General features: G+C 64.5%; 20 protein-coding genes and 1 pseudogene. 8 read left to right on the forward strand and 13 right to left on the reverse strand.

The annotated features are described in order from the left end of the window. Positions 1-112, forward strand: a pseudogene (locus ON759_RS13965) (IS30 family transposase); the annotation flags it as partial. A gap of 499 nt (positions 113-611) precedes the next feature. Here the strand turns inward: ON759_RS13965 and ON759_RS00005 are convergent. The 3 genes from ON759_RS00005 to ON759_RS00015 form a co-directional block, all read right to left on the reverse strand. Next, a complete protein-coding gene (locus ON759_RS00005; RefSeq protein ID WP_271678314.1) occupies positions 612-1,052 on the reverse strand; it encodes a hypothetical protein in 441 nt (146 codons plus the stop codon). 729 nt (positions 1,053-1,781) lie between these two features. Continuing rightward, positions 1,782-2,057, reverse strand: a complete 276-nt coding sequence (locus ON759_RS00010; protein ID WP_271678315.1) for a hypothetical protein — start codon at positions 2,055-2,057, stop codon at positions 1,782-1,784. A gap of 770 nt (positions 2,058-2,827) precedes the next feature. Continuing rightward, entirely contained in the window at positions 2,828-3,091 is a 264-nt protein-coding gene (locus ON759_RS00015; RefSeq protein ID WP_271678316.1) for a hypothetical protein, read from the reverse strand. A 737-nt stretch (positions 3,092-3,828) separates the two neighbouring features. On the opposite strand from ON759_RS00015, the gene ON759_RS00020 reads away from it, so the two are divergent. The 4 genes from ON759_RS00020 (at position 3,829) to ON759_RS00035 (ending at position 5,115) form a co-directional block, all read left to right on the forward strand. Further along, positions 3,829-3,972 (forward strand): hypothetical protein, encoded by a 144-nt coding sequence (locus tag ON759_RS00020; protein WP_271678317.1) that lies wholly within the window; start codon positions 3,829-3,831, stop codon positions 3,970-3,972. Continuing rightward, positions 3,963-4,160 carry a hypothetical protein gene (locus ON759_RS00025; RefSeq protein ID WP_271678318.1) on the forward strand — a complete coding sequence of 66 codons (198 nt, stop codon included), beginning with the start codon at positions 3,963-3,965 and terminating at the stop codon, positions 4,158-4,160. The genes ON759_RS00020 and ON759_RS00025 overlap by 10 nt, the downstream gene beginning before the upstream one ends. 66 nt (positions 4,161-4,226) lie before the next feature. Then, positions 4,227-4,487: a hypothetical protein gene (locus tag ON759_RS00030; protein ID WP_271678319.1), complete on the forward strand. Its 261-nt coding sequence runs from the start codon at positions 4,227-4,229 to the stop codon at positions 4,485-4,487. A gap of 358 nt (positions 4,488-4,845) precedes the next feature. Then, complete coding sequence (locus tag ON759_RS00035) at positions 4,846-5,115, forward strand: hypothetical protein (protein ID WP_271678320.1); 270 nt, start codon at positions 4,846-4,848, stop codon at positions 5,113-5,115. Between the two features lie 439 nt (positions 5,116-5,554). Here ON759_RS00035 and ON759_RS00040 read toward each other — a convergent pair whose 3' ends face one another. From ON759_RS00040 to ON759_RS00050, 3 genes are all read right to left on the reverse strand, one after another. Next, positions 5,555-5,923, reverse strand: coding sequence for a hypothetical protein (locus tag ON759_RS00040; protein ID WP_271678321.1), 369 nt, complete (start codon positions 5,921-5,923; stop codon positions 5,555-5,557). A 417-nt stretch (positions 5,924-6,340) separates the two neighbouring features. Beyond that, entirely contained in the window at positions 6,341-6,742 is a 402-nt protein-coding gene (locus ON759_RS00045; RefSeq protein WP_271678322.1) for a putative quinol monooxygenase, read from the reverse strand. Between the two features lie 379 nt (positions 6,743-7,121). After that, positions 7,122-7,883, reverse strand: a complete 762-nt coding sequence (locus ON759_RS00050) for a hypothetical protein (RefSeq protein ID WP_271678323.1) — start codon at positions 7,881-7,883, stop codon at positions 7,122-7,124. Between the two features lie 303 nt (positions 7,884-8,186). Between ON759_RS00050 and ON759_RS00055 the strand changes: the two genes are divergently transcribed. The 3 genes from ON759_RS00055 (at position 8,187) to ON759_RS00065 (ending at position 11,069) form a co-directional block, all read left to right on the forward strand. Then, positions 8,187-8,777: a hypothetical protein gene (locus ON759_RS00055; RefSeq protein WP_271678324.1), complete on the forward strand. Its 591-nt coding sequence runs from the start codon at positions 8,187-8,189 to the stop codon at positions 8,775-8,777. Positions 8,778-9,076: 299 nt separating this feature from the next. Next, positions 9,077-10,039, forward strand: coding sequence for an integron integrase (locus ON759_RS00060; protein WP_271678325.1), 963 nt, complete (start codon positions 9,077-9,079; stop codon positions 10,037-10,039). 94 nt (positions 10,040-10,133) lie between these two features. Further along, positions 10,134-11,069 carry an integron integrase gene (locus tag ON759_RS00065; protein ID WP_271678326.1) on the forward strand — a complete coding sequence of 312 codons (936 nt, stop codon included), beginning with the start codon at positions 10,134-10,136 and terminating at the stop codon, positions 11,067-11,069. 3 nt (positions 11,070-11,072) lie between these two features. Here ON759_RS00065 and ON759_RS00070 read toward each other — a convergent pair whose 3' ends face one another. The 7 genes from ON759_RS00070 to ON759_RS00100 all read right to left on the reverse strand — a co-directional run bounded on the left by ON759_RS00070 (position 11,073) and on the right by ON759_RS00100 (position 18,821). Further along, complete coding sequence (locus ON759_RS00070; protein WP_271678327.1) at positions 11,073-11,456, reverse strand: hypothetical protein; 384 nt, start codon at positions 11,454-11,456, stop codon at positions 11,073-11,075. A 59-nt stretch (positions 11,457-11,515) separates the two neighbouring features. Then, positions 11,516-12,187 (reverse strand): deoxyribonuclease V, encoded by a 672-nt coding sequence (gene nfi, locus ON759_RS00075; protein ID WP_271678328.1) that lies wholly within the window; start codon positions 12,185-12,187, stop codon positions 11,516-11,518. After that, positions 12,184-12,699, reverse strand: a complete 516-nt coding sequence (locus ON759_RS00080; protein WP_271678329.1) for a SixA phosphatase family protein — start codon at positions 12,697-12,699, stop codon at positions 12,184-12,186. Before ON759_RS00080 ends, nfi begins: the two co-directional genes overlap by 4 nt. A 17-nt stretch (positions 12,700-12,716) precedes the next feature. Next, the gene (mfd, locus tag ON759_RS00085; protein ID WP_271678330.1) at positions 12,717-16,283 is read right to left on the reverse strand and encodes a transcription-repair coupling factor; all 3,567 of its coding nucleotides are present in this window, start codon (positions 16,281-16,283) and stop codon (positions 12,717-12,719) included. A gap of 66 nt (positions 16,284-16,349) precedes the next feature. Then, entirely contained in the window at positions 16,350-16,931 is a 582-nt protein-coding gene (locus ON759_RS00090) for a GNAT family N-acetyltransferase (protein ID WP_271678331.1), read from the reverse strand. Positions 16,932-16,984: 53 nt separating this feature from the next. Beyond that, a complete protein-coding gene (locus ON759_RS00095; protein ID WP_271678332.1) occupies positions 16,985-17,911 on the reverse strand; it encodes a DUF808 domain-containing protein in 927 nt (308 codons plus the stop codon). Between the two features lie 52 nt (positions 17,912-17,963). Continuing rightward, complete coding sequence (locus ON759_RS00100) at positions 17,964-18,821, reverse strand: 23S rRNA (adenine(2030)-N(6))-methyltransferase RlmJ (RefSeq protein ID WP_271678333.1); 858 nt, start codon at positions 18,819-18,821, stop codon at positions 17,964-17,966. Positions 18,822-18,878 lie beyond the last annotated feature (57 nt).

The following is an 18,878-nucleotide window of genomic DNA, read 5'->3' on the forward strand; positions in this document are numbered from 1 at the left end:
TTGCGACCAAGTGGCCGCTAAACTCAACTCACGACCGAGAAAACGCTATGGCTTCCAGACGCCGATCCAGCGCATGCAACAACTCTCAGGGGTGTTGCACTTGGAGTGTTAATTCACCCCTCATTTGTCCTCATACTTGCAGCGCTCCACACCCATGTCAGTGGAGCAGTTCGAGGTGCGTTTGGACTCAATAATGTCAACAGCATAGGGGAATGGAACGAGTCTCCAGCCCGCAGTTCTCATGCAACTTTCGGTCTGACGTTGAGCGTCAAGAGTTCCAGGGAACGATTGGCCAGCCGCTAGCTCGGAAACACACAGGCTCTCTTGACCCGAGGCTTCTTCGTGCCCGTCACACTGGGTCATGCTGTAGGTCTCGGATTTCGACCAGCAGTACAGAATGCCTTGTTGCTGATGCATCGCTTGTGCAGCTCGCTGCCAGTTGGTGGTAGAGCAACCAAACAGCAGGAAGGCCCCCGCTAGCGCGACGTACTTCCACATGAGGTCTAACACCTGAGTTAAGCCGGGCAGCGCAGCGGCCGCGGCGATGGTTCAATCGTAGCAACGGGCGCCGAGGCCGCGAAGCGGACTCGGCTTGAACGAATTGTTAGCACTCAGGCCCGCCACCACGCCACTTTTTTAGTCACGGAGTTCCAGTAGAACTGAAGTGAGTCACACTCACCGCCGTCTATGACGATCTCGACGCAGGTCGGACATGTTTTGTAGCCCTCGGGGGTCTCACCTAAAGCGTTGAGTGGCGCTTCTGATTGCGGCACTACACTGATCTCGGGCCTGGAACCAGGGCAGATCCCAAACTGTTTCGATCCGTCAATAGGAATCTCGATGACGGGGAGCGGTTTTTTGTTGAGCTTGATTAGCAGGCCTACTTGGTCAGGTCCAATGCGTAGTTGCGCAGAGTCTGTTTGCCCGTTCCTGTCCAGATCCATCTGCAAGCTACGAGACAAAGACCACTTGTAATCTTTTCCTTGGTCCGCGTTCGCGATCACCAGAACGGAAGCGATTGAAAGCCCGGCGATCGCGAAGAATCTTTTCATGAGTGCTAACACCTGAGTTAAGCCGGCACGCTGAGCGGGCGCGGCGTTGGGACAATCTTAGCGCCAGCGCCGAGACCGCGAAGCGGGCTCGGCTTGAACGAATTGTTAGCTGGGAGACCAGCCGTTGATCGCTCTTTGCCCGGTTGCAACCAGAGCCAATTCTGTTGGCGCTTGGTCCGGGCCGGCAAGCCGCTTTAGCGAGAGAAGAGGGCGACTGCCCTTGGCAAGAATGCACAACGCAGGAAATGCCCTTGATCTTCGGCTTTGTCACTGAACTCAAAGTGCTGAACCCAACTCTGGCCCCAGCTAACACCTGAGTTAAGCCGCGCCGCAACGTGGAGTAGCCGAAGCGAATAGCAGCGAATGCGGGAAAGCTACCACGACGCCGCGAAGCGGCGTCGGCTTGAACGAATTGTTAGCTGGGAGACCAGCCGTTGATCGCTCTTTGCCCGGTTGCAACTAGAGCCAATTCTGGTGGCGCTTGGTCCGGACCGGCAAGCCGCTCTAGCGAGATAAGAGGGCGTCTGCTCTTGGCAAAAATGCACAACGCAGGAAATGCCCTTGATCCTGGGCTTTGTCACTGAACTCAAAGTGCTGAACCCAACTCTGGTCCCAGCTAACACCTGAGTTAAGCCGGGCCGATGAGCGGCCGCGGCGTTGGGACAATCTTTGCGCCAGCGCCGAGGCCGCGAAGCGGACTCGGCTTGAACGAATTGTTAGGCGCAAACTCTACTTGATCGTCCGTAGCGTTTTTACGCCATTCCGTTCAACGATGACTACTGAGCGTGATTTGACGTTGAATAGGAGGTCTTTAGATTCGGACGTCAGCAAGTCGTCTCCAAGTAGGTTGGAGACTTGATCCGCAATTTTCCAGCGTGCATAAATTTGTCCGTCGTTGTATCCGACGGCCTTGTAGCTGGCTCTTGTCTGTGGGATCACAAAGAACCATGCAATTGCAGAGACCAAGAGTGCACCAAGAAGAAAACCACCAGCGAAATTCTTCATTGCGCCTAACACCTGAGTTAAGCCGGGCAGCGTAGCGGCCGCGGCGATGGGACGATCATAGCGCCAGCGCCGAGGCCGCGAAGCGGACTCGGCTTGAACGAATTGTTAGGTTGCTCATGGCTAGGGCATCACCCTGACTTCACCTGCCCACGCTTGGTCTGGCAGATAAATAATCCACCGCTTCCCGGTTCTGTGGTGAACGAATAGCGAGTTATGCCAAGGAGAGTGCTGGTCCCAGTTGGCAATTTGCTCAATTCCTTCGGCAGAGGATTGCGCCACCGACCAGGAGTAGATCTTGCTCACGGTGTCGCGGTCTTGGCTGGATTTCACTTGATCCAAATCCATGAGCAACCTAACACCTGAGTTAAGCCGCGCCGCAACGTGGTGTAGCCGAAGCGGACAACAGCGAATGCGGGAAAGCTACCACGACGCCGCGAAGCGGCGTCGGCTTGAACGAATTGTTAGCTGGGAGACCAGCCGTTGATCGCTCTTTGTCCGGTTGCAACCAGAGCCAATTCTGGTAGCGCTCGGTCCGGGCCGGCAAGCCGCTTTAGCGAGAGAGGAGGGCAACTGCTCTTGGCAAAAATGCACAGCGTAGGAAATGCCCTTGATCCTGGGCTTTGTCATTGAACTCAAAGTGCTGAACCCGACTCTGGTCCCAGCTAACGATTGAATTAAGCCGCTGCGCTGCGGCAGAACACAAACCCCGATCAAGCCACGAAGCGCAGTCGGCTTGAATGAATTGTTAGCTGGCGCCGGAGTAATAAATGTCAGTCGCAATGGAAAACCGTTGGAAACGCCGCTTGATCGCCGAAGCGCAGGCTGACGAAGACATTCGCCGCCAACGCGAAGTGCTGGGCCGCCATCACGCGCACCGCAAACCAGTCATCGCCATCGATCCCGCGCCGACACGTCGAGAGGTGCGGAGATGGATGCGCTTGAATGCTGGCGACCACGAAACGGCAACCGAGCTCGCCGAAGCTGCGAATGCCGCGCTTAAATTTCCGCAAGAATGGCTCGTCGACGAAACCCATTGGGCGTGGGATGAAGCGGCCAGTGCACACGCCAGCTAACACCTGAGTTAAGCCGCGCCGCAACGTGGTGTAGCCGAAGCGGACAACAGCGAATGCGGGAAAGCTACCACGACGCCGCGAAGCGGCGTCGGCTTGAACGAATTGTTAGCTGGGAGACCAGCCGTTGATCGCTCTTTGTCCGGTTGCAACCAGAGCCAATTCTGGTAGCGCTCGGTCCGGGCCGGCAAGCCGCTTTAGCGAGAGAGGAGGGCAACTGCTCTTGGCAAAAATGCACAGCGTAGGAAATGCCCTTGATCCTGGGCTTTGTCATTGAACTCAAAGTGCTGAACCCGACTCTGGTCCCAGCTAACGGTTGAGCTAACCCGCGCCGCCGTCTTGGCGCTTCACATGCGAGACAACCCGAAGCGGCGTCGGGTTGAGCGAATTGTTAGCGCGATGAAGCTGGCTCTGATGCTGCGGAGCCCATGTGCTAGCAGATGGCGGCAGGACAAAGAAAGCGTCGCCGCGCGGAGGCGTATTAGGTCCGAAATATGCCGGAGCGCGGGCCGAGAACCCCAACTGCTCTTCCTGAAAGCGCGAGACGCGGATGGGCTTGCCCGACGAATCACGCTCCTCACCCCGATCACTTCTTCTGAGCGCTAACGCAGAGGTCAGCCGCGCCGCCAAGGCAGACGGTTGATCGAAACACGAACCGGCGTCGGCTGGACCGACCTGTTAGCGCCGTAGGAGGCGAAGCGATGGAAGACGACGAACTTCCGGATTACGACGACACCGACCGCCAGCCATGCCAGCTTTGCAATGGCGACGGCTGCGATCCCGGAAACGACTACGTTTTGCTATGCCCCGAGTGCGAAGGCGAAGGATGGGTGCCGTGGGCATGACCAATGAAATGACAGACCACACCGCGACACCCGAACCGGCAAGCATCACGGTCACGACGCGCATCCGCTACTGGCCCGACCGGCTGCGGCTGGCGCTTTCGATCTTGCGTGGCAATCAGTTCTCACTGAGATGCTACGTGGGCGACGTTTCTGTAAACGGTGCCGCGATGAACGGCGCTAACGCCTGAAATAACCGGAGCCGCGAAGCGGCTTCCGGTTGATTGAATTGTTATGCCGAACTACCGGAGAACGACATGGAACAAGGCTACTACAGCGTGTTTGCAACCCCGCGCGAAGCGCTCTACGAAGCGGCCTGCGCGATGGACAACCAAGACGTGCCGCTTGAGGACTGGCCGATGAGGCTGATTGCGGCCTTGACCCGTGCGGGCTTTGCGGTTGTCCCGGCTGAATTACCGCATGACGTACTGGGACGGGCAGCAATTGCCGGAGTTGCAGAAACCGGGAACCCGAAGCACGCATGGGATTTCCTGATCGCCGCGACCCGTGCGGCATAACACCTGAGTTAAGCGGTGCCGCAGCTAGGCACTCACACCTTTGGAGAAACTACGATGCGGCATCCGCTTGAACGAGTCGTTAGCTTGCAGTTGGTTGACGGCCCCGTGAGAACCAACTGCGGCGGAGACTTGGACGATGAAACAATGCTGTGCGGATACGGGTCGGTTCAGTGCAAGCATCTTGGAGTCCACGATGTCCATTACCTCTATTGTGCAGCACAGGACGCGCCGAACAAGATTGCAAAAGATGGGGAGTACGCATACCCGTGGCGTGGGGCAGGAAAGCACTTGAGAGGAAATCGACCAGACTCTGGATGCCCGTATTTACAAGCTAACGCCTGAGGTCAGGCGGGCCGGCGTGAACCCACAACTAGGCGAGGCAATGAACCGGCCTCGCCTGCACCGAATTGTTAGCGCCGTGGAGGGCGCAGAGATGGCACTAGTTCAACGACTGCTGGACACCGCGCAAATGCGAACGCAATTCCCGGAATGGCTTTGCAAGGAGATGGAGGCGGCCGCAGAGGAAATCACGCGCCTGCAACGGATCGAAGCCGAGGCAATCAAGGTATGCGATCAGGGCGATCCGCTGGAAAAGCACATGAGCCTGCGCGTTGCTTTGGGCAGGTAAGGCGCTAACACCTGAGTTAAGCGGTGCCGCAGCTAGGCACTCACACCTTTGGAGAAACTACGATGCGGCATCCGCTTGAACGAGTCGTTAGCTTGCAGTTGGTTGACGGCCCCGTGAGAACCAACTGCGGCGGAGACTTGGACGATGAAACAATGCTGTGCGGATACGGGTCGGTTCAGTGCAAGCATCTTGGAGTCCACGATGTCCATTACCTCTATTGTGCAGCACAGGACGCGCCGAACAAGATTGCAAAAGATGGGGAGTACGCATACCCGTGGCGTGGGGCAGGAAAGCACTTGAGAGGAAATCGACCAGACTCTGGATGCCCGTATTTACAAGCTAACGCCTGAGTTAAGCCGGCCCGCTGAGCGGGCGCGGCGATGGTTCAATCATAGCGCCAGCGCCGAGCCCGCGAAGCGGGCTCGGCTTGAACGAATTGTTAGGCAGCGGCTCTTGACCTGAGCAGGAATGCACTCAACAGCCCAAGAACTCCACCGGCTAGTGTTGCTACGAACGGAAGATGAGTTGGCTGATAAGCGAGGTCACCGTAGTTCGCGGTCTCTGGGTACCAGTACGGCTCGATAAAAACCCAGGCAACGAAGGCGCCAACGAGCAATGCTACGAATGAGGATCTGAGCTTGTGGCTTGGTGAGGCCACGTAGGCGGTCACGACAACTGCAAGCGCAGCAGCGAAACCTGCACCTGGGAGATGCCAAAGGCCGAAATAATCCGTAATGAAAGAGCCCGCCAATCCGGCGATGAAAAACGCGCCGAAAATTGCGAGTACAGCGAGAAACCAATCTTTCATGTGCGAAATTCTCTGCTCGCTGCCTAACACCTGAGTTAAGCCGGGCAGCGTAGCGGCCGCGGCGATGGGACGATCATAGCGCCAGCGCCGAGGCCGCGAAGCGGACTCGGCTTGAACGAATTGTTAGCCCGCAGATCTGCTTTTGTGGACTGAGCCAAAGATGCTTGCCAGAACCTCTGGTGCCCGTGTGGAACTTCCACACTCAACAACTCTCACCAGGTGCAGGCCATAACCCCCGAGTTATGGCCGGAGCCTGGGCAAGAGTGGGCCAGGGAAGCTCTTGCTGGGCTCTTTGCCGATGTTGTGGCTCTGCAGGGCTAACACCTGAGTTAAGCCGGGCCGATGAGCGGCCGCGGCGTTGGGACAATCTTAGCGCCAGCGCCGAGGCCGCGAAGCGGACTCGGCTTGAACGAATTGTTAGGCGGCGGCTCTAAGACCGTGACCGCCAATCGGCGTGGTCTCGATGAACTGGTCAAACGATGCAATCAGCGGTTTCCCGCGCGTAATAGCGTCCCTGACAGATGGAAGCGACAACGACGATTTGTGACTTTCCTGGCTGTCCCAGACCTCTGTAACCCAGATTGCATCTGGATCACTTGGGTCGTGGGCAACGACATAGCTGAGGCACCCGGGCATTTCAGAAACGCCTTCGAGGAGGATCGAGGCAAGCGCGTCACGGTGCCCCGAGATGGCTTTCATTTTGCCGATCAGTCCGTACATGGATGTTGATCCAATTTGTGTAGCGCATGCGGGAAGAGCAAGCACAGCAGCACCGAGCAGAGTGGCTTCCATGAATCGTCGCCTGCCGATCTTCTTCATGAGCCGCCTAACGCCTGAGTTAAGCCGACACGCGCAGTGGCGGCGAATGCGTGCAAGCGTAGCGCAGGCACGCAGGCGACGCTACGAAGCGGGTTCGGCTTGAACGAATTGTTAGGTCGTTCCTGAGAAAATAGCCCCCTGTGACGGGGGCTAACTGATCGGCTCTGAATTTTCAGCTAGCTTCTAATCATGAAGTAGATAGCATCCGCTGCAAATGAGGCGGCTACGAAGATTGCAACTCCCACAGAGAGGCGTTTCTTATCGGCGGCGCCGCGATTCTTAGCCCAAATTGCGCCGATGAGTGCGCCCGCTACTATGGCAATTATTACTGCGATCGTATACCCAGAATTTGTGGACAGAAATTTATCCATAGTTGTTTCTACCTGCACTGCGCGAAAGCTTGTTGTCGCCTATATGTGTAATAAGCAAGACCGGCAACAGCAGAAGCGCACCCCAGTCCAACTGTGACGGCACATGCGACGCCAACAACCACGGCGGCCTTCAATCCCATATAGGAATAGTCACGTAGGTCGCGACAAGCCGTACTCGCAGCCAAGGTCATTCCTTGCGCGGAATTCTTGTATGCGGCTGAGCCTTGTGACAGCAACTGAACTCGGTCAAAAGTCAGGGATTCGCTGCTGTTATATGAGACGGGTGTCCAGGGAGAGCAGCTCGCACCAGCGCACGTGTTCAGGTTGGCTCCATCGTTCCGTAACCCATCACCATTCAAGTCGTATGCCGACTGGTATGCCGGTGCATACGCTGAGAGCATTTCATCGAATTGTTGCCGGGTGATTCCTGCGTCTGCGAGTGCCTGATCGGTAATTGCGATGTCCTGAATGCCTTGCACGTTCTGAACGTATAAGCGACCTGTTTGTCTGTCGATCGCTACAGCAATTCCATCTACCAAATCAGCTTCGTAGATACCCGTAGTTGGAGAGAAGGTTTCGGTGGCTCGAATTTCTCCGCCGTTTCCACCCGACTCGTCGAAGTCGCAAGTAGTACAGATGGCAGTTGGACTGGCCGCATTTTTGCCTTGTGCAAGTACGGCTTGGCTTGCGGTTCCGCAGATGAGGTATGCAGCGATCAATAGTAAGTTTTTCAAAACAAACTCCCCTTGACGCCTCTTCCTGAGGCTCACAACTGATAACAGCCGGCTCCTGTGAATGTCAACTGCTGGAGTGTCTGTGAACGACCTAACGCCTGAATTAAGCCGCGTAGCGCAGTGGAGGTGACAGGCATGGCAAGCTTTTATTGCCATGCCCGTCACCGGAACGAAGCGGAGTCGGCTTGAATGAATTGTTAGACCGCTGCGTAGCTGTGCCTTTGTAGCTGGTGTACGGGGCGCTGCGGTCGAAGAAGGTGACCCCAGCGGAATACTTGACGGGTAAAATTTTGAGGCGTAGCTTGCGCTTTGCAAGTCACGACCCGGGGGAGTAGAGCCATGCTACGTAAGATTGTTTTCTTCTTGCTGCTTGTGGTTAGCTTTGGGGTTGCTGCAAAACCTCTAATTGCAGTGAAAATTAGTCAGGATGATGCGGCTCAGCCTTTTGTTTTGGCTTTGAAGCCGGGTGGGATTGGTTATTTTTCAATGGGGAAAGGTAAGAGTTTTGCTGTAAGAGCGTCAGAAGATGGTCGTTCGGTAGAAATACTGAAGCTCTCAGAAAGCGCCTTAGTTGCTGCTCGAAGTGGCGAGAAAATTCCCGACTCAAGTCTTTCTCGACTTGGTACTCTTGTTGTTGGCAAGAATGGGTTCAAAGTCGAAAAAATGTTGTTCTCAGCTTCTGTAGAAGATAGCGAAAATTTGAACAACTTAGTTGAGGAAGAAAAGAAATTGACTGTCGAGGCCGCCAATGAATTTGGTTTGGCCCTCGCTAAGGTTCCTGTCGTGAACTGCGCGACGGATAGCAATGGAAAGCTACTTCCAAGTCAACAAGTGCGTGCCCCAGGAGTTTGTTGCATACAGTGTGGTAATGGTCCTTGGTGGTGTGCGGATTGTGTTGTAGCGCCATGTGGTAGTTGTTGTAACGGGTAAGGAATGGGCCCGGTGAATGCCGGGCTTTTTATGTGCGTACAGCGCCATGATCTTGGGGCGGTCTAACAATTATTGGGAAATAAAAGGACGGGATATGACACCCGTCTTGCGGGATGAGTGGGTTTGGTTAGTGGAAATCCTACCCAAATATCAGTGGTTTGCGTGGGTTGAGGGTCGTGGGAAGGCGCCATGCTCGGTGCGGGAATCCGAGGATGTGCGTGCATATGTTTTATCTCGTCAAAAGTGCGGAGTTTGGGGGTGCCATCGCGGAGTGGTCGGAGTCGGGCGAGGAGTCGCAGTTGGCGCGCATTTCGGCGCTGGTCGGCGACGTTCGCCGCGCGTTGGTGGCCCGGCACTACAGCGTGCGGACCGAGGGCGCGTATCTCGGGTGGATCAAGCGGTTCATCTTGGCGAATCGGCTGCGGCATCCGCTGGAGTTGGGGCATCGCGAGGTCGAGGCCTTCCTGACGCGCTTGGCGGTCGAGGGGCGGGTGGCGCCGGCGACGCAGAACCAGGCGCTGTGCGCGTTGTTGTTCCTGTACCGGGACGTGTTGCGGGTGCAGTTGCCGTGGATGGAGGAAGTGGTCCGGGCCAAGCCCCAGCGCAAGTTGCCGGTGGTGCTGTCGCGCGAGGAGGTCCGGATGCTGCTGGCGCAGTTGGACGGACGCGCGTGGCTGCTGGCCTCGGTGCTGTATGGCACGGGGTTGCGCCTGATGGAGTGCCTGCGGCTGCGGGTGAAGGACGTCGACTTCCAGCGTTGCGAGATCGTGGTGCGCGATGGCAAGGGCGGCAAGGATCGGCGCACGTTGTTGCCGCGTAGCCTGGTGGAGCCGTTGCAGGTCGAGGTCGAGCGTGCGCGGGTGCTGCACGCCTCGGACGTGCAGGCCGGGTTCGGCGAGGTGTGGTTGCCGCATGCGCTCGCGCGCAAGTACCGGTCGGCGGCGCGCGAGTTCGGCTGGCAGTACGTGTTCCCCGCGCTGCGCCGGTCGATGGATCCGCGCGACGACCTCGAGCGTCGGCACCATGTCGACGCGGAGTTCGTCTCGCGCAGCCTGAAGCGGGCGCGCGACCGGGCCGGGATCGCCAAGCACGTGACCGCGCATACGCTGCGGCATTCCTTCGCGACGCACCTGCTGGAGGCGGGCTACGACATTCGCACGATCCAGGAGCTGCTGGGGCACAAAGATGTCGCGACCACGCAGATCTATACGCATGTCCTGAACCGGGGGCCGCACGCGGTGCTCAGTCCGCTGGATCGCTAGCGGGCGGTAGGCTTGGGTTTTTCCCAACGCGATGGAGGTGGTGCGATGAGGGGGTCTGGAACCGGGCGTTGATGGCGAGGATGCGGTGGCGGGCGTGCGCAGGGCATGCCGGGCGCGGCAGCTCAGCCGCAATACCGAAGCGGCGTACGTGCATTGGGTGGCGCGCTACCGGCGCTTCCTCGGGCTGCGGCGGAGCGCGGCGGGGGACGAGGCCGCGGCCTGCCGCTTCCTCGATCACCTGGTGGAGCGGGGCGAGGTGGCGACCAGCTCGCACCTGCAGGCGATCAATGCGCTGCTGTTCCTGCAGCGGGAGGTGCTCGGCGCGGCCGGTACGCGCCTGCTGGAGCGGCGGCGCGGGGTGCGTCGCCCGCAGCGGTTGCCGGAGGTGCTGTCGCCTGACGAGGTGCGTGCGGCACTGAACGCGATGCGCGGGATGCCGCGGCTGGTGGCGGCGCTGTTGTACGGCAGCGGGATGCGGGTGGGCGAATGCGTGGCGCTGCGCGTGCAGGACCTCGATTTCCGTGCGGGCACGATCGTGGTGCGCTCGGGCAAGGGTGCGAAGGACCGGATGACGGTATTGCCGGCGCGGCTGTCGTCGCCGTTGCAGCGGTTGGCGTTGCGCCGCATCGCCCTGCATCGGCGCGACCTGCTGGCAGGGGGCGGACATGCGCCGATGCCGCACCGGCTGGCGCGCAAGTACCCGTCGGCGCCGCGTGCGCCGGGCTGGCAGTTCCTGTTCGCCTCGCATGTGGAGCGCGTGGACCCCGACAGCGGCCGGCGCGGGCGTTGGCATGTGTCGCCATCGAGCATCCAGGAACCGTTCAAGGCGGCGCTGCTGGCCTGCGGCATCCATCGCCATGCGTCGCTGCACACCTTGCGCCACAGCTTCGCGACGCACCTGCTCGCGCAGGGCACCGACATCCGCACGATCCAGCAGCTCCTCGGGCATCGCCACCTCGACACCACGATGGTCTACACCCATGTGCGCGATGCCGCGCGCGGCGCGACCAGCCCGCTGGATCGATTCTGAGGCTCAGGGCGTGCGGGTGACCTGCAGGCTGGCGCGGGCGGTGTCGCGGGCGAGGGCGGTGAAGGCGACGCTGCGGCCGTCGAGCGCGGCACGGTCGGGGCCGGCCTGGGGGTTCAGGTGCAGCGTCAGCGTCCGGCTGGCGCCGGTGCCGGGCCGCCATTCCAGTTCGATCCTGGCATCGCCGGCCCAGACGCACTGCACGTCGGGCGGGCAGCGCGAATCGCCGACCAGGCGCACGTAGCGCAGCAGGCCATCCGGCAGCGACGCCGATTCCCCGGGCAGCAGGGCCACGGTGCCGCCATCGGCGACCGGGATGCCGACGTTGTAGGGCGTGGCGCATCCGGCGAGGCCGGCGGCGAGGGCGAGGGTCGCGAGCGTGCGCAGCATGGGCATCCTCCGGGCGGGGCGTTATGCAGGCTACGGTCCCGGCGATGAACGCGGCGTGCTCAGGCCGCGTCGTGGTCGCGGCGCGAGGCGAGGCGGTCGGCGAGTCGGGTCGGCTCCGGGAGGCGGTAGCCGCGGGTGAAGCGCATCACCAGTTCCGGTGCGGAGGCCATGGCGACGCGGTGCCCGGGCGAGACCACCAGCGGCAGGCAGCCGGGCTTGCTGCGCAGCAGCCAGCCGATCTGGGCGGCGCCGTCGCGCAGCGGGGTGAAGGCGCCGCGCATGTCGTGCAGGGCCATGCGCGGCGCGCCGACCAGGATCTTCTTGGCGACGCCGATGGCGGGCAGGCCGGTGGCGACGCCGAAATGCGCGGCGATGCCGAGCCGGCGCGGATGCGCGATGCCGTGGCCGTCGATGAAGGTGAGGTCGGGGGCGCGTGGCAACCGTGCCAGCGCATCGAGCAGCGCGGGCAGCTCGCGGAAGCTGAGCAGGCCGGGGATGTAGGGCATCGCGGTGGGGCGGCGCGCGACCTGCTGGTCGATCACCGCCAGGGTGTCGGCATCGAGCAGGACCGCCGCGGCGCGGGTGGTGGCGCCATCGTCCTCGAAGCCGACGTCGAAGCCGGCGATGGTGCGCAGCGGGGTCGGGAAGCCGTCGCGCAGAACGACGTCGCCGGCGAGGCCGTTCTGTTGCGCGCGCAGCGCCGCGGTGTCGCCGTCCCAGCGCCCGCTCACGGGCTGGCGGCGCCGTAGCGCGTGCTGCGCAGGCGGGCGTGGCCGGCGGCGTCCACCTCGACCACGCTCAGGCGGTCGTACTCGGTGTCGGCCATCGCCGGCACCGCGCAGGCGCATAGCGCGGCGACGATGCCGGGCACGGTGTTGCTGTGGCCGGCGACGAGGACGCGGCCGCGCGGGTGGGCGGCCTTCAACGCGGCGGCGAAGGCCTCGGCGGACTGGTTGGCGTCGTAGACCCGCGGGGCCAGCCCGTGCGCGGCGGCGGTGGGCTGCACGGTCTGGCGGGTGCGGCGGAAGTCGGTGGTGTAGATCGCGTCGGGCGCGCGGTCGGCGAACACCCCGGCGAGGGCGACCGCGCGCGCGTGGCCCGCGGGCGCGAGGTCGGGATCGCGGCTGGCGTCGACCTTTTCGGCATGGCGGACGACCACGAAGCTGGCCACCGCCGTGTCCGGTGTGGGCGTGCTGGCGCACCCGGCGAGCAGGGAACAGGCGAGCAGGAGGGCGAGGCGCATGTGGCGCAGCATAGCGCTCAGCCCGGCTGCAGGGCGGTGAGCAACCCGCGCGCGGCCTGGAAGCGGGCGGCGGCGTCCGCCAGGTCGAGGGTGATGCGCAGCTTGTCGGGGCCGTCCATCCGGTAGTGCTGCGGCTGGCCCTGGATCAGCCGGATCACCGCCATCGGGTCGACGTTGGGCTTCTCCACGAACTGCAGCCGGCCGCCGCCGGCGCCGAGGTCGAGCTTGCGCAGGCCGAGCGCGGTCGCCTGCAACTTGAGTTCGGCGGTGGCGAACAGGTGCCTGGCGGCGTCGGGTAGCAGGCCGAAGCGGTCGATCATCTCCACCTGCAGCTCGCGCAGGGCATCGGCGTCGCGGGCGGCGCTGATGCGCTTGTACAGGGTCAGGCGCGCATGCGGATCGGGCAGGTAGTCGTCGGGGATCAGCGCCGGCACGTGCAGGTCGACGTCGGCGCCGTGGCGGTCATCGCCGTCGATGTCGGGCAGCTTGCCCTGCTTGATGCTGCGCACCGCGCGTTCCAGCAGCTCGGTGTACAGGCTGAAGCCGACTTCGGCCATCTGCCCGCTCTGGTCCTCGCCCAGCAGTTCGCCGGCGCCGCGGATCTCGAGGTCGTGGGTGGCGAGGGTGAAGCCGGCGCCGAGCTCGTCCATCGCGCTGATCGCGTCCAGCCGCTTGCGCGCGTCGGCGGTGATGCTGCGGGCATCGGGCACCAGCAGGTAGGCGTAGGCGCGGTGGTGGCTGCGCCCGACCCGGCCTCGCAGCTGGTGCAGCTGGGCCAGGCCGAACTTGTCGGCGCGGTGGATGATGATGGTGTTGGCGTTGGGGATGTCGATGCCGGATTCGATGATCGTGGTCGACAGCAGCACGTTGAAGCGCTGCTTGTGGAAGTCGAGCATCACCCGCTCCAGCTCGCGCTCCGGCATCTGCCCGTGGGCGATGCCGATGCGCGCGTCGGGCACCAGCGCCTGCAACTGGTCGTGCATGCGGCCGATGCTCTCGACGTCGTTGTGCAGGAAGTACACCTGGCCGCCGCGGCTGAGCTCGCGCTGGAAGGCCTCGCGCAGGAGGGCGTCGTCCCAGGCGTGGACGAAGGTCTGCACGGCGAGGCGGTTGGCCGGCGGGGTGGCGATGATCGAGAGGTCGCGCAGGCCGGTCATCGCCATGTTGAGGGTGCGCGGGATCGGCGTGGCGGTCAGGGTCAGCAGGTGCACGTTGGCGCGCAGCTTCTTCAGCGCCTCCTTCTGGCGCACGCCGAAGCGCTGTTCCTCGTCGACGATCACCAGGCCGAGGTCGGCGAACGCCACGTCCGGCTGCAGCAGGCGGTGGGTGCCGACGATCACGTCGAGCTTGCCCTCGGCGAGTTTCCGCAGCTCGGCCTCGATCTCCTTCTTCGACTTGAAGCGCGACAGCACCTCGACCTTGAGCGGCCAGTCGGCGAAGCGGTCGCGGAAATTGCGGTAGTGCTGCTCGGCGAGCAGGGTGGTCGGCACCAGCACCGCGACCTGCTTGCCGGCGCTGGCGGCGGCGAACGCGGCGCGCACCGCGACTTCGGTCTTGCCGAAGCCGACGTCGCCGCAGACCACGCGGTCCATCGGCTGGCTGCTGGCGAGGTCGCGCAGCACCGCTTCGATGGCGGCGTGCTGGTCGGGGGTTTCCTCGAACGGGAAGGTGGCGGCGAAGGGCTCGTACATCGCGCGGTCGACGTCGATCGCCAGGCCCTGGCGGGCGTGGCGCCTGGCCTGGATCTCGAGCAGTTCGGCGGCGACGTCGCGGACCTTGTCGGCGGCCTTCTTCTTCGCCTTCGCCCATTGCTCGCCGCCGAGGCTGTGCAGCGGCGCGGTCTCCGGGCTGGCGCCGGAATAGCGGCTGATACGGTCCAGCTGGGCGACCGGCACGTACAGGCGGTCGCCCTTGGCGTATTCGATGTCGAGGAACTCGCCGGGCATGCCGCCGATGTCCATCGCGACCAAGCCGCGGTAGCGGCCGACGCCGTGGTCCTCGTGGACGATCGGAGCGCCGAGCGAGAGTTCGCCGAGGTCGCGGATGATCGCGTCGGGGTCGCGCCCGGCACGCTTGCGGCGGCGCGGCTGGGCGGCGCGTTCGGGGAACAGCTGGCGCTCGGTGAGCACCACCAGTGCCGGTGCGTCGAGGGCGAAGCCATCGTCGAAGGCGGCGACGGCGATGCAGAATTTCCCTTCTCCCGCTTGCGGGAGAAGGTGGCCCGGAGGGCCGGATGAGGGGTTGTGCCCGGCGCGGCCCTCACCCCGACCCTCTCCCGCAAGCGGGAGAGGGGGAAGGGCGCCGAACGCTTGCCAGTCCTGCACCACGACGGGTTGCAGGCCGCCCGCCTGCAGCACGTCGAGCAGGGCTTCGCGGCGGCCGGGGGAGTCGGCGGCGACCAGCACCCGGCCGGGATAGGCGGCGAGGAAATCGCGCAGGGCCTGCGCCGGGGCGTGGTCGCGGGCGGCCAGCGGCAGGGTCGGCGCGGGCTGCAGGGGCAGTGCATGCGCCTCGGCGTGGCGCGGGTGCGCCGGGCCGCAGACGTCGATGCGTTCGCCGTGGTTGAGCAGCGCGCGCAGCGCGTCCGGCGGCAGCCAGACTTCGGCGGGCGGCAGCAGCGGGCGCTCGAGGTCGTGGCGCAATTGCTCGTAGCGCTGGCCGATCTGCGTCCAGGCCTGGTCGGCCGCTTCGGATGCGCCGTCGCCGACCACCGGCAGCACGCCGGCGGGGAGGTAGTCGAACACGGTCGCGGTGTCGGCGTGGAACAGCGGCAGGTAGTACTCGATGCCGGCCGGCGCCAGCCCGGCCTTCAGGTCCTGCACCAGCGCGCTGCGCCGGGTGTCGATGTCGAAGCGCTCGCGCAGCGCGTCGAGGGCGCGACGCAGCGGCGCGTCGTCCATCGGGACTTCGCGGCCGGGCAGCAGCTCGATCCGCGCGATCCGCTCCAGCGAGCGCTGCGACTCGGGGTCGAACACGCGGATCGATTCGATGTCGTCGTCGAGCAGCTCGATCCGGTAGGGCGCCTCGCTGCCCATCGGGTAGACGTCGAGCAGGCCGCCGCGCACCGCGAAATCGCCGGGATCGAACACCTGCGGCACGTGGCGGTACCCGGCGGCTTCCAGCCGGCGCTTTTCGGCGTCGAGGTCGAGGCGCTGGCCGGCGGCGAGGTCGAAGCGTTTGCCGAGCACGTGCGCGGGCGGCGCCAAGCGCTGCATCAGGGTGGCCGCGGGCACCACCACGATCCCGCGGGCCAGCGACGGCAGGCGGGCGAGGGTGGCCAGGCGCTGGCTGGTGATGTCGGGATGCGGGCTGAAGCGGTCGTAGGGCAGGGTTTCCCAGTCGGGGAAGCCGAGCACCGGCAGCGCGGGGTCGTCGCCGGTGAGCACCCGCAGGTCGGATTCCAGCTGGTGCGCGGCGTGGTTGTCGCGGGCGACCAGCAGCACCGGGCCGGTGTGCTGGCGCGCGGCGGCGAGCACCGCCACCGCCAGCGCGGTGGACGACGCCGGCGCGCGCCACCAGGCGCGGGACTGGCCGCTGCGCGGCAGGGGAACGGGGAAGGCGAGCGGGTGCGAGGGGGACGGCATCAACAGGCAACCAGCGCCGGGCGCGGGGCGCCAGCGCGTGCGGGGTCGTGGAAGTGGGGGTGGATTCTACCCGGCGGCCAGCGGCAACCGGGCCGGCGCGCGCGGCTTGGGCGGCGGCAGGTCCAGCACCATCCGCACCAGGCCGGGGGTGTCGGCGTGCTCGCGGCGGAAGTCCAGCGAGGCCGCCAGCGCCTGCATCGGCAGGTTGCTGTCCAGCACGTCGCCGTAGATCCGGCGCAGCTTGCGGCCCTTGGCCCAGCGCACCAGGCGGCGCATCAGGTGGCGGCCCAGGCCCATGCCGGCGACGTAATGGCTGACCAGGATCGCGAATTCGGCGTTCTCGCCGTCGTCGTCCACCGCCAGGCGGGCCACCGCCCCGACCAGGGCCTCGCCCGGCGGCAGCGGTTCGGCGGCGACCAGGGCGAACTCGCGGCGCGGGTTGGGCCGGGTCAGGCGCTCGGCGAGGTCCGCGCTGAGCTCCTTCACCGGGTGCAGGAAGCGCTGGCGAACTTCGTCCGGCTGCAGCAGCGGGAAGCTGGCGCGCAGCGGGCCGGCGTCTTCCGGGCGGATCGGGCGGACCAGGATCTCGCGTCCGTTGCGGAGGCGGATCTCCTCGTGCCAGGGCGGCAGGCGGTTGCGGGCTGTCATCCCGGCATCATGGCCGCTGGGGGGTTAAGAAAATGAATGCAGGATGATCGGACTCAGTGGCCGCCGCCCCCGCGCAGGCGCTTGAACAGCCCAAGCGCGGCCACGATCAGCCCGCCGGCGACGATGCCCACGCCGGCGTTGAACAGGTTCTCCCACAGCCAGCCCGGCGGCAGGGCCTTGGCGGCTTCGGCCCAGTGGTGAAGGACCGGGATGCCGTGGACCAGGATGCCGCCGCCGACCAGGAACATGGCCGCGGTGCCGGCGATCGACAGGAACTTCATCAGCTTCGGGGCGAAGGCGAGGATGCCCCGGCCCAGCGCGGCCCGCGCGCCGCCGCGGCGCGACAGGTGCAGGCCGACGTCGTCCAGCTTCACGATCGCGCCGACCAGGCCGTACACGCCCACGGTCATGATCAGGGCGATCGCCACCAGCACCGCCAGCTGCTTGGTGAACGGCTGGGTGGCGACCGTGCCGAGCGAGATCACGATGATCTCGGCGGAGAGGATGAAGTCGGTGCGCACCGCGCCTTTGATCTTGTCCTTCTCGAACGCGACCATGTCGACCTGCGCGTCGGCCACCGCATGCACCAGGGCGTCGTGGTGGGCCTGGTCCTCGGCCTTGTGCAGGAACTTGTGGACCAGTTTCTCCACGCCCTCGAAGCACAGGAAGGCACCGCCGATCATCAGCAGCGGGGTGATCAGCGGGACGTGGATGCCGCGCCCCTTCAGCCAGGCCTCGAGCGCGGCGATCGCCAGCGCCGCGGGGACCAGGATGGCCTTGTTGACCAGCGAGCCCTTGGCCACCGCCCAGACCACCGGCAGTTCGCGGTCGGCGTTGATGCCGCTGACCTGCTGCGCGTTCAGCGCGAGGTCGTCGCCCAGCACCCCGGCGGTCTTCTTGGTGGCGACCTTGGTCATCACCGAGACGTCGTCGAGCAGGGTCGCGATGTCGTCGAACAGGGCGAAGAAGCTGGAGGGCATGGCGATCAGGCGATGGCGGCGGCCGGGAATCTTCGCATACGGCCGCTTTTCCTCAGGGGGGCGTCCGCAGCCACGCGAGCCGGGTGGACGCCCCGGCCTCGCCCAGCGCCGCGCGGATGGCCTCCAGCGCCGGTGCCAGCGTGCGCTCGAACTGCCACGGCGGGTTGAGCAGCAGCATGCCGCTGCCGTTCATGCGCAGCGGCGAGTCGTCCGGGCGCACCAGCAGTTCCGCCTGCAGGATGGACTTCGCCTCCAGCGCGGCGAAGCGCCGCTGGATCGCGGCGAGCGCGCGGCGCTGCTTGATCGGGTACCACAGCGCGACCATGCCCTGCGGCCAGCGCGCCAGGGCCTCGCGCAGCGCGGCCAGGGCGATGTCGAATTCGTCCAGTTGCGCCTCGTAGGGCGGGTCGACCAGCACCAGCCCGCGGCCGAAGCGGGTCTCGCCCTGCCGAGGCGGCAGCAGCGCCTTCAGCGCGGCGTAGCCGTCGCGCTGGTGCACCGCGACGCGGGGATCACTGGCGAACTGCTCGCGCAGCACGTGCGCTTCCTCGGGATGCAGCTCGCAGGCGGCGATCCGGTCCTGCGCGCGCAGCGCATGGGCCAGCAGCCAGGGCGAGCCCGGGTAGGCATGCGCGCCGTGGCGCTGCCGGCAGGCGCGCACCGCGGCGAGGTAGCGCTGCACCAGCGGTTCGTGCGGGGCTTCCGCCTGCAACCGGGCGATCCCGTCCAGCGCCTCGCCGGTCTTGCCGGCGGCCTCGCCATCGAGCCGGTACAGGCCGCGCCCGGCGTGGGTGTCCAGGGCGAAGCAGGCGCCGGGCTTGGCGACGAGGGCATCGCACAACGCCAGCAGGACGATGTGCTTGAGCACGTCGGCATGGTTGCCGGCATGGAAGGCGTGGCGGTAGTTCATGCGCGGATTGTGGCATCCGCGGCCGACTTCACGCCCGCCACGCAAACCCCGCGGCGC

The organism is Thermomonas mangrovi (genome assembly GCF_028201335.1).
Lineage (GTDB): Bacteria > Pseudomonadota > Gammaproteobacteria > Xanthomonadales > Xanthomonadaceae > Thermomonas > Thermomonas mangrovi.

Coding starts and splice junctions, on each gene's coding strand:
- ON759_RS00005 (WP_271678314.1), bottom strand. CDS start 1,052: ATGAAAAGATTCTTCGCGATCGCCGGGCTTTCAATCGCTTCCGTTCTG.
- ON759_RS00010 (WP_271678315.1), bottom strand. CDS start 2,057: ATGAAGAATTTCGCTGGTGGTTTTCTTCTTGGTGCACTCTTGGTCTCT.
- ON759_RS00015 (WP_271678316.1), bottom strand. CDS start 3,091: ATGGGTTTCGTCGACGAGCCATTCTTGCGGAAATTTAAGCGCGGCATT.
- ON759_RS00020 (WP_271678317.1), top strand. CDS start 3,829: ATGGAAGACGACGAACTTCCGGATTACGACGACACCGACCGCCAGCCA.
- ON759_RS00030 (WP_271678319.1), top strand. CDS start 4,227: ATGGAACAAGGCTACTACAGCGTGTTTGCAACCCCGCGCGAAGCGCTC.
- ON759_RS00040 (WP_271678321.1), bottom strand. CDS start 5,923: ATGAAAGATTGGTTTCTCGCTGTACTCGCAATTTTCGGCGCGTTTTTC.
- ON759_RS00045 (WP_271678322.1), bottom strand. CDS start 6,742: ATGAAGAAGATCGGCAGGCGACGATTCATGGAAGCCACTCTGCTCGGT.
- ON759_RS00055 (WP_271678324.1), top strand. CDS start 8,187: ATGCTACGTAAGATTGTTTTCTTCTTGCTGCTTGTGGTTAGCTTTGGG.
- ON759_RS00070 (WP_271678327.1), bottom strand. CDS start 11,456: ATGCTGCGCACGCTCGCGACCCTCGCCCTCGCCGCCGGCCTCGCCGGA.
- ON759_RS00080 (WP_271678329.1), bottom strand. CDS start 12,699: ATGCGCCTCGCCCTCCTGCTCGCCTGTTCCCTGCTCGCCGGGTGCGCC.
- mfd (WP_271678330.1), bottom strand. CDS start 16,283: ATGCCGTCCCCCTCGCACCCGCTCGCCTTCCCCGTTCCCCTGCCGCGC.
- ON759_RS00090 (WP_271678331.1), bottom strand. CDS start 16,931: ATGACAGCCCGCAACCGCCTGCCGCCCTGGCACGAGGAGATCCGCCTC.
- ON759_RS00095 (WP_271678332.1), bottom strand. CDS start 17,911: ATGCCCTCCAGCTTCTTCGCCCTGTTCGACGACATCGCGACCCTGCTC.
- ON759_RS00100 (WP_271678333.1), bottom strand. CDS start 18,821: ATGAACTACCGCCACGCCTTCCATGCCGGCAACCATGCCGACGTGCTC.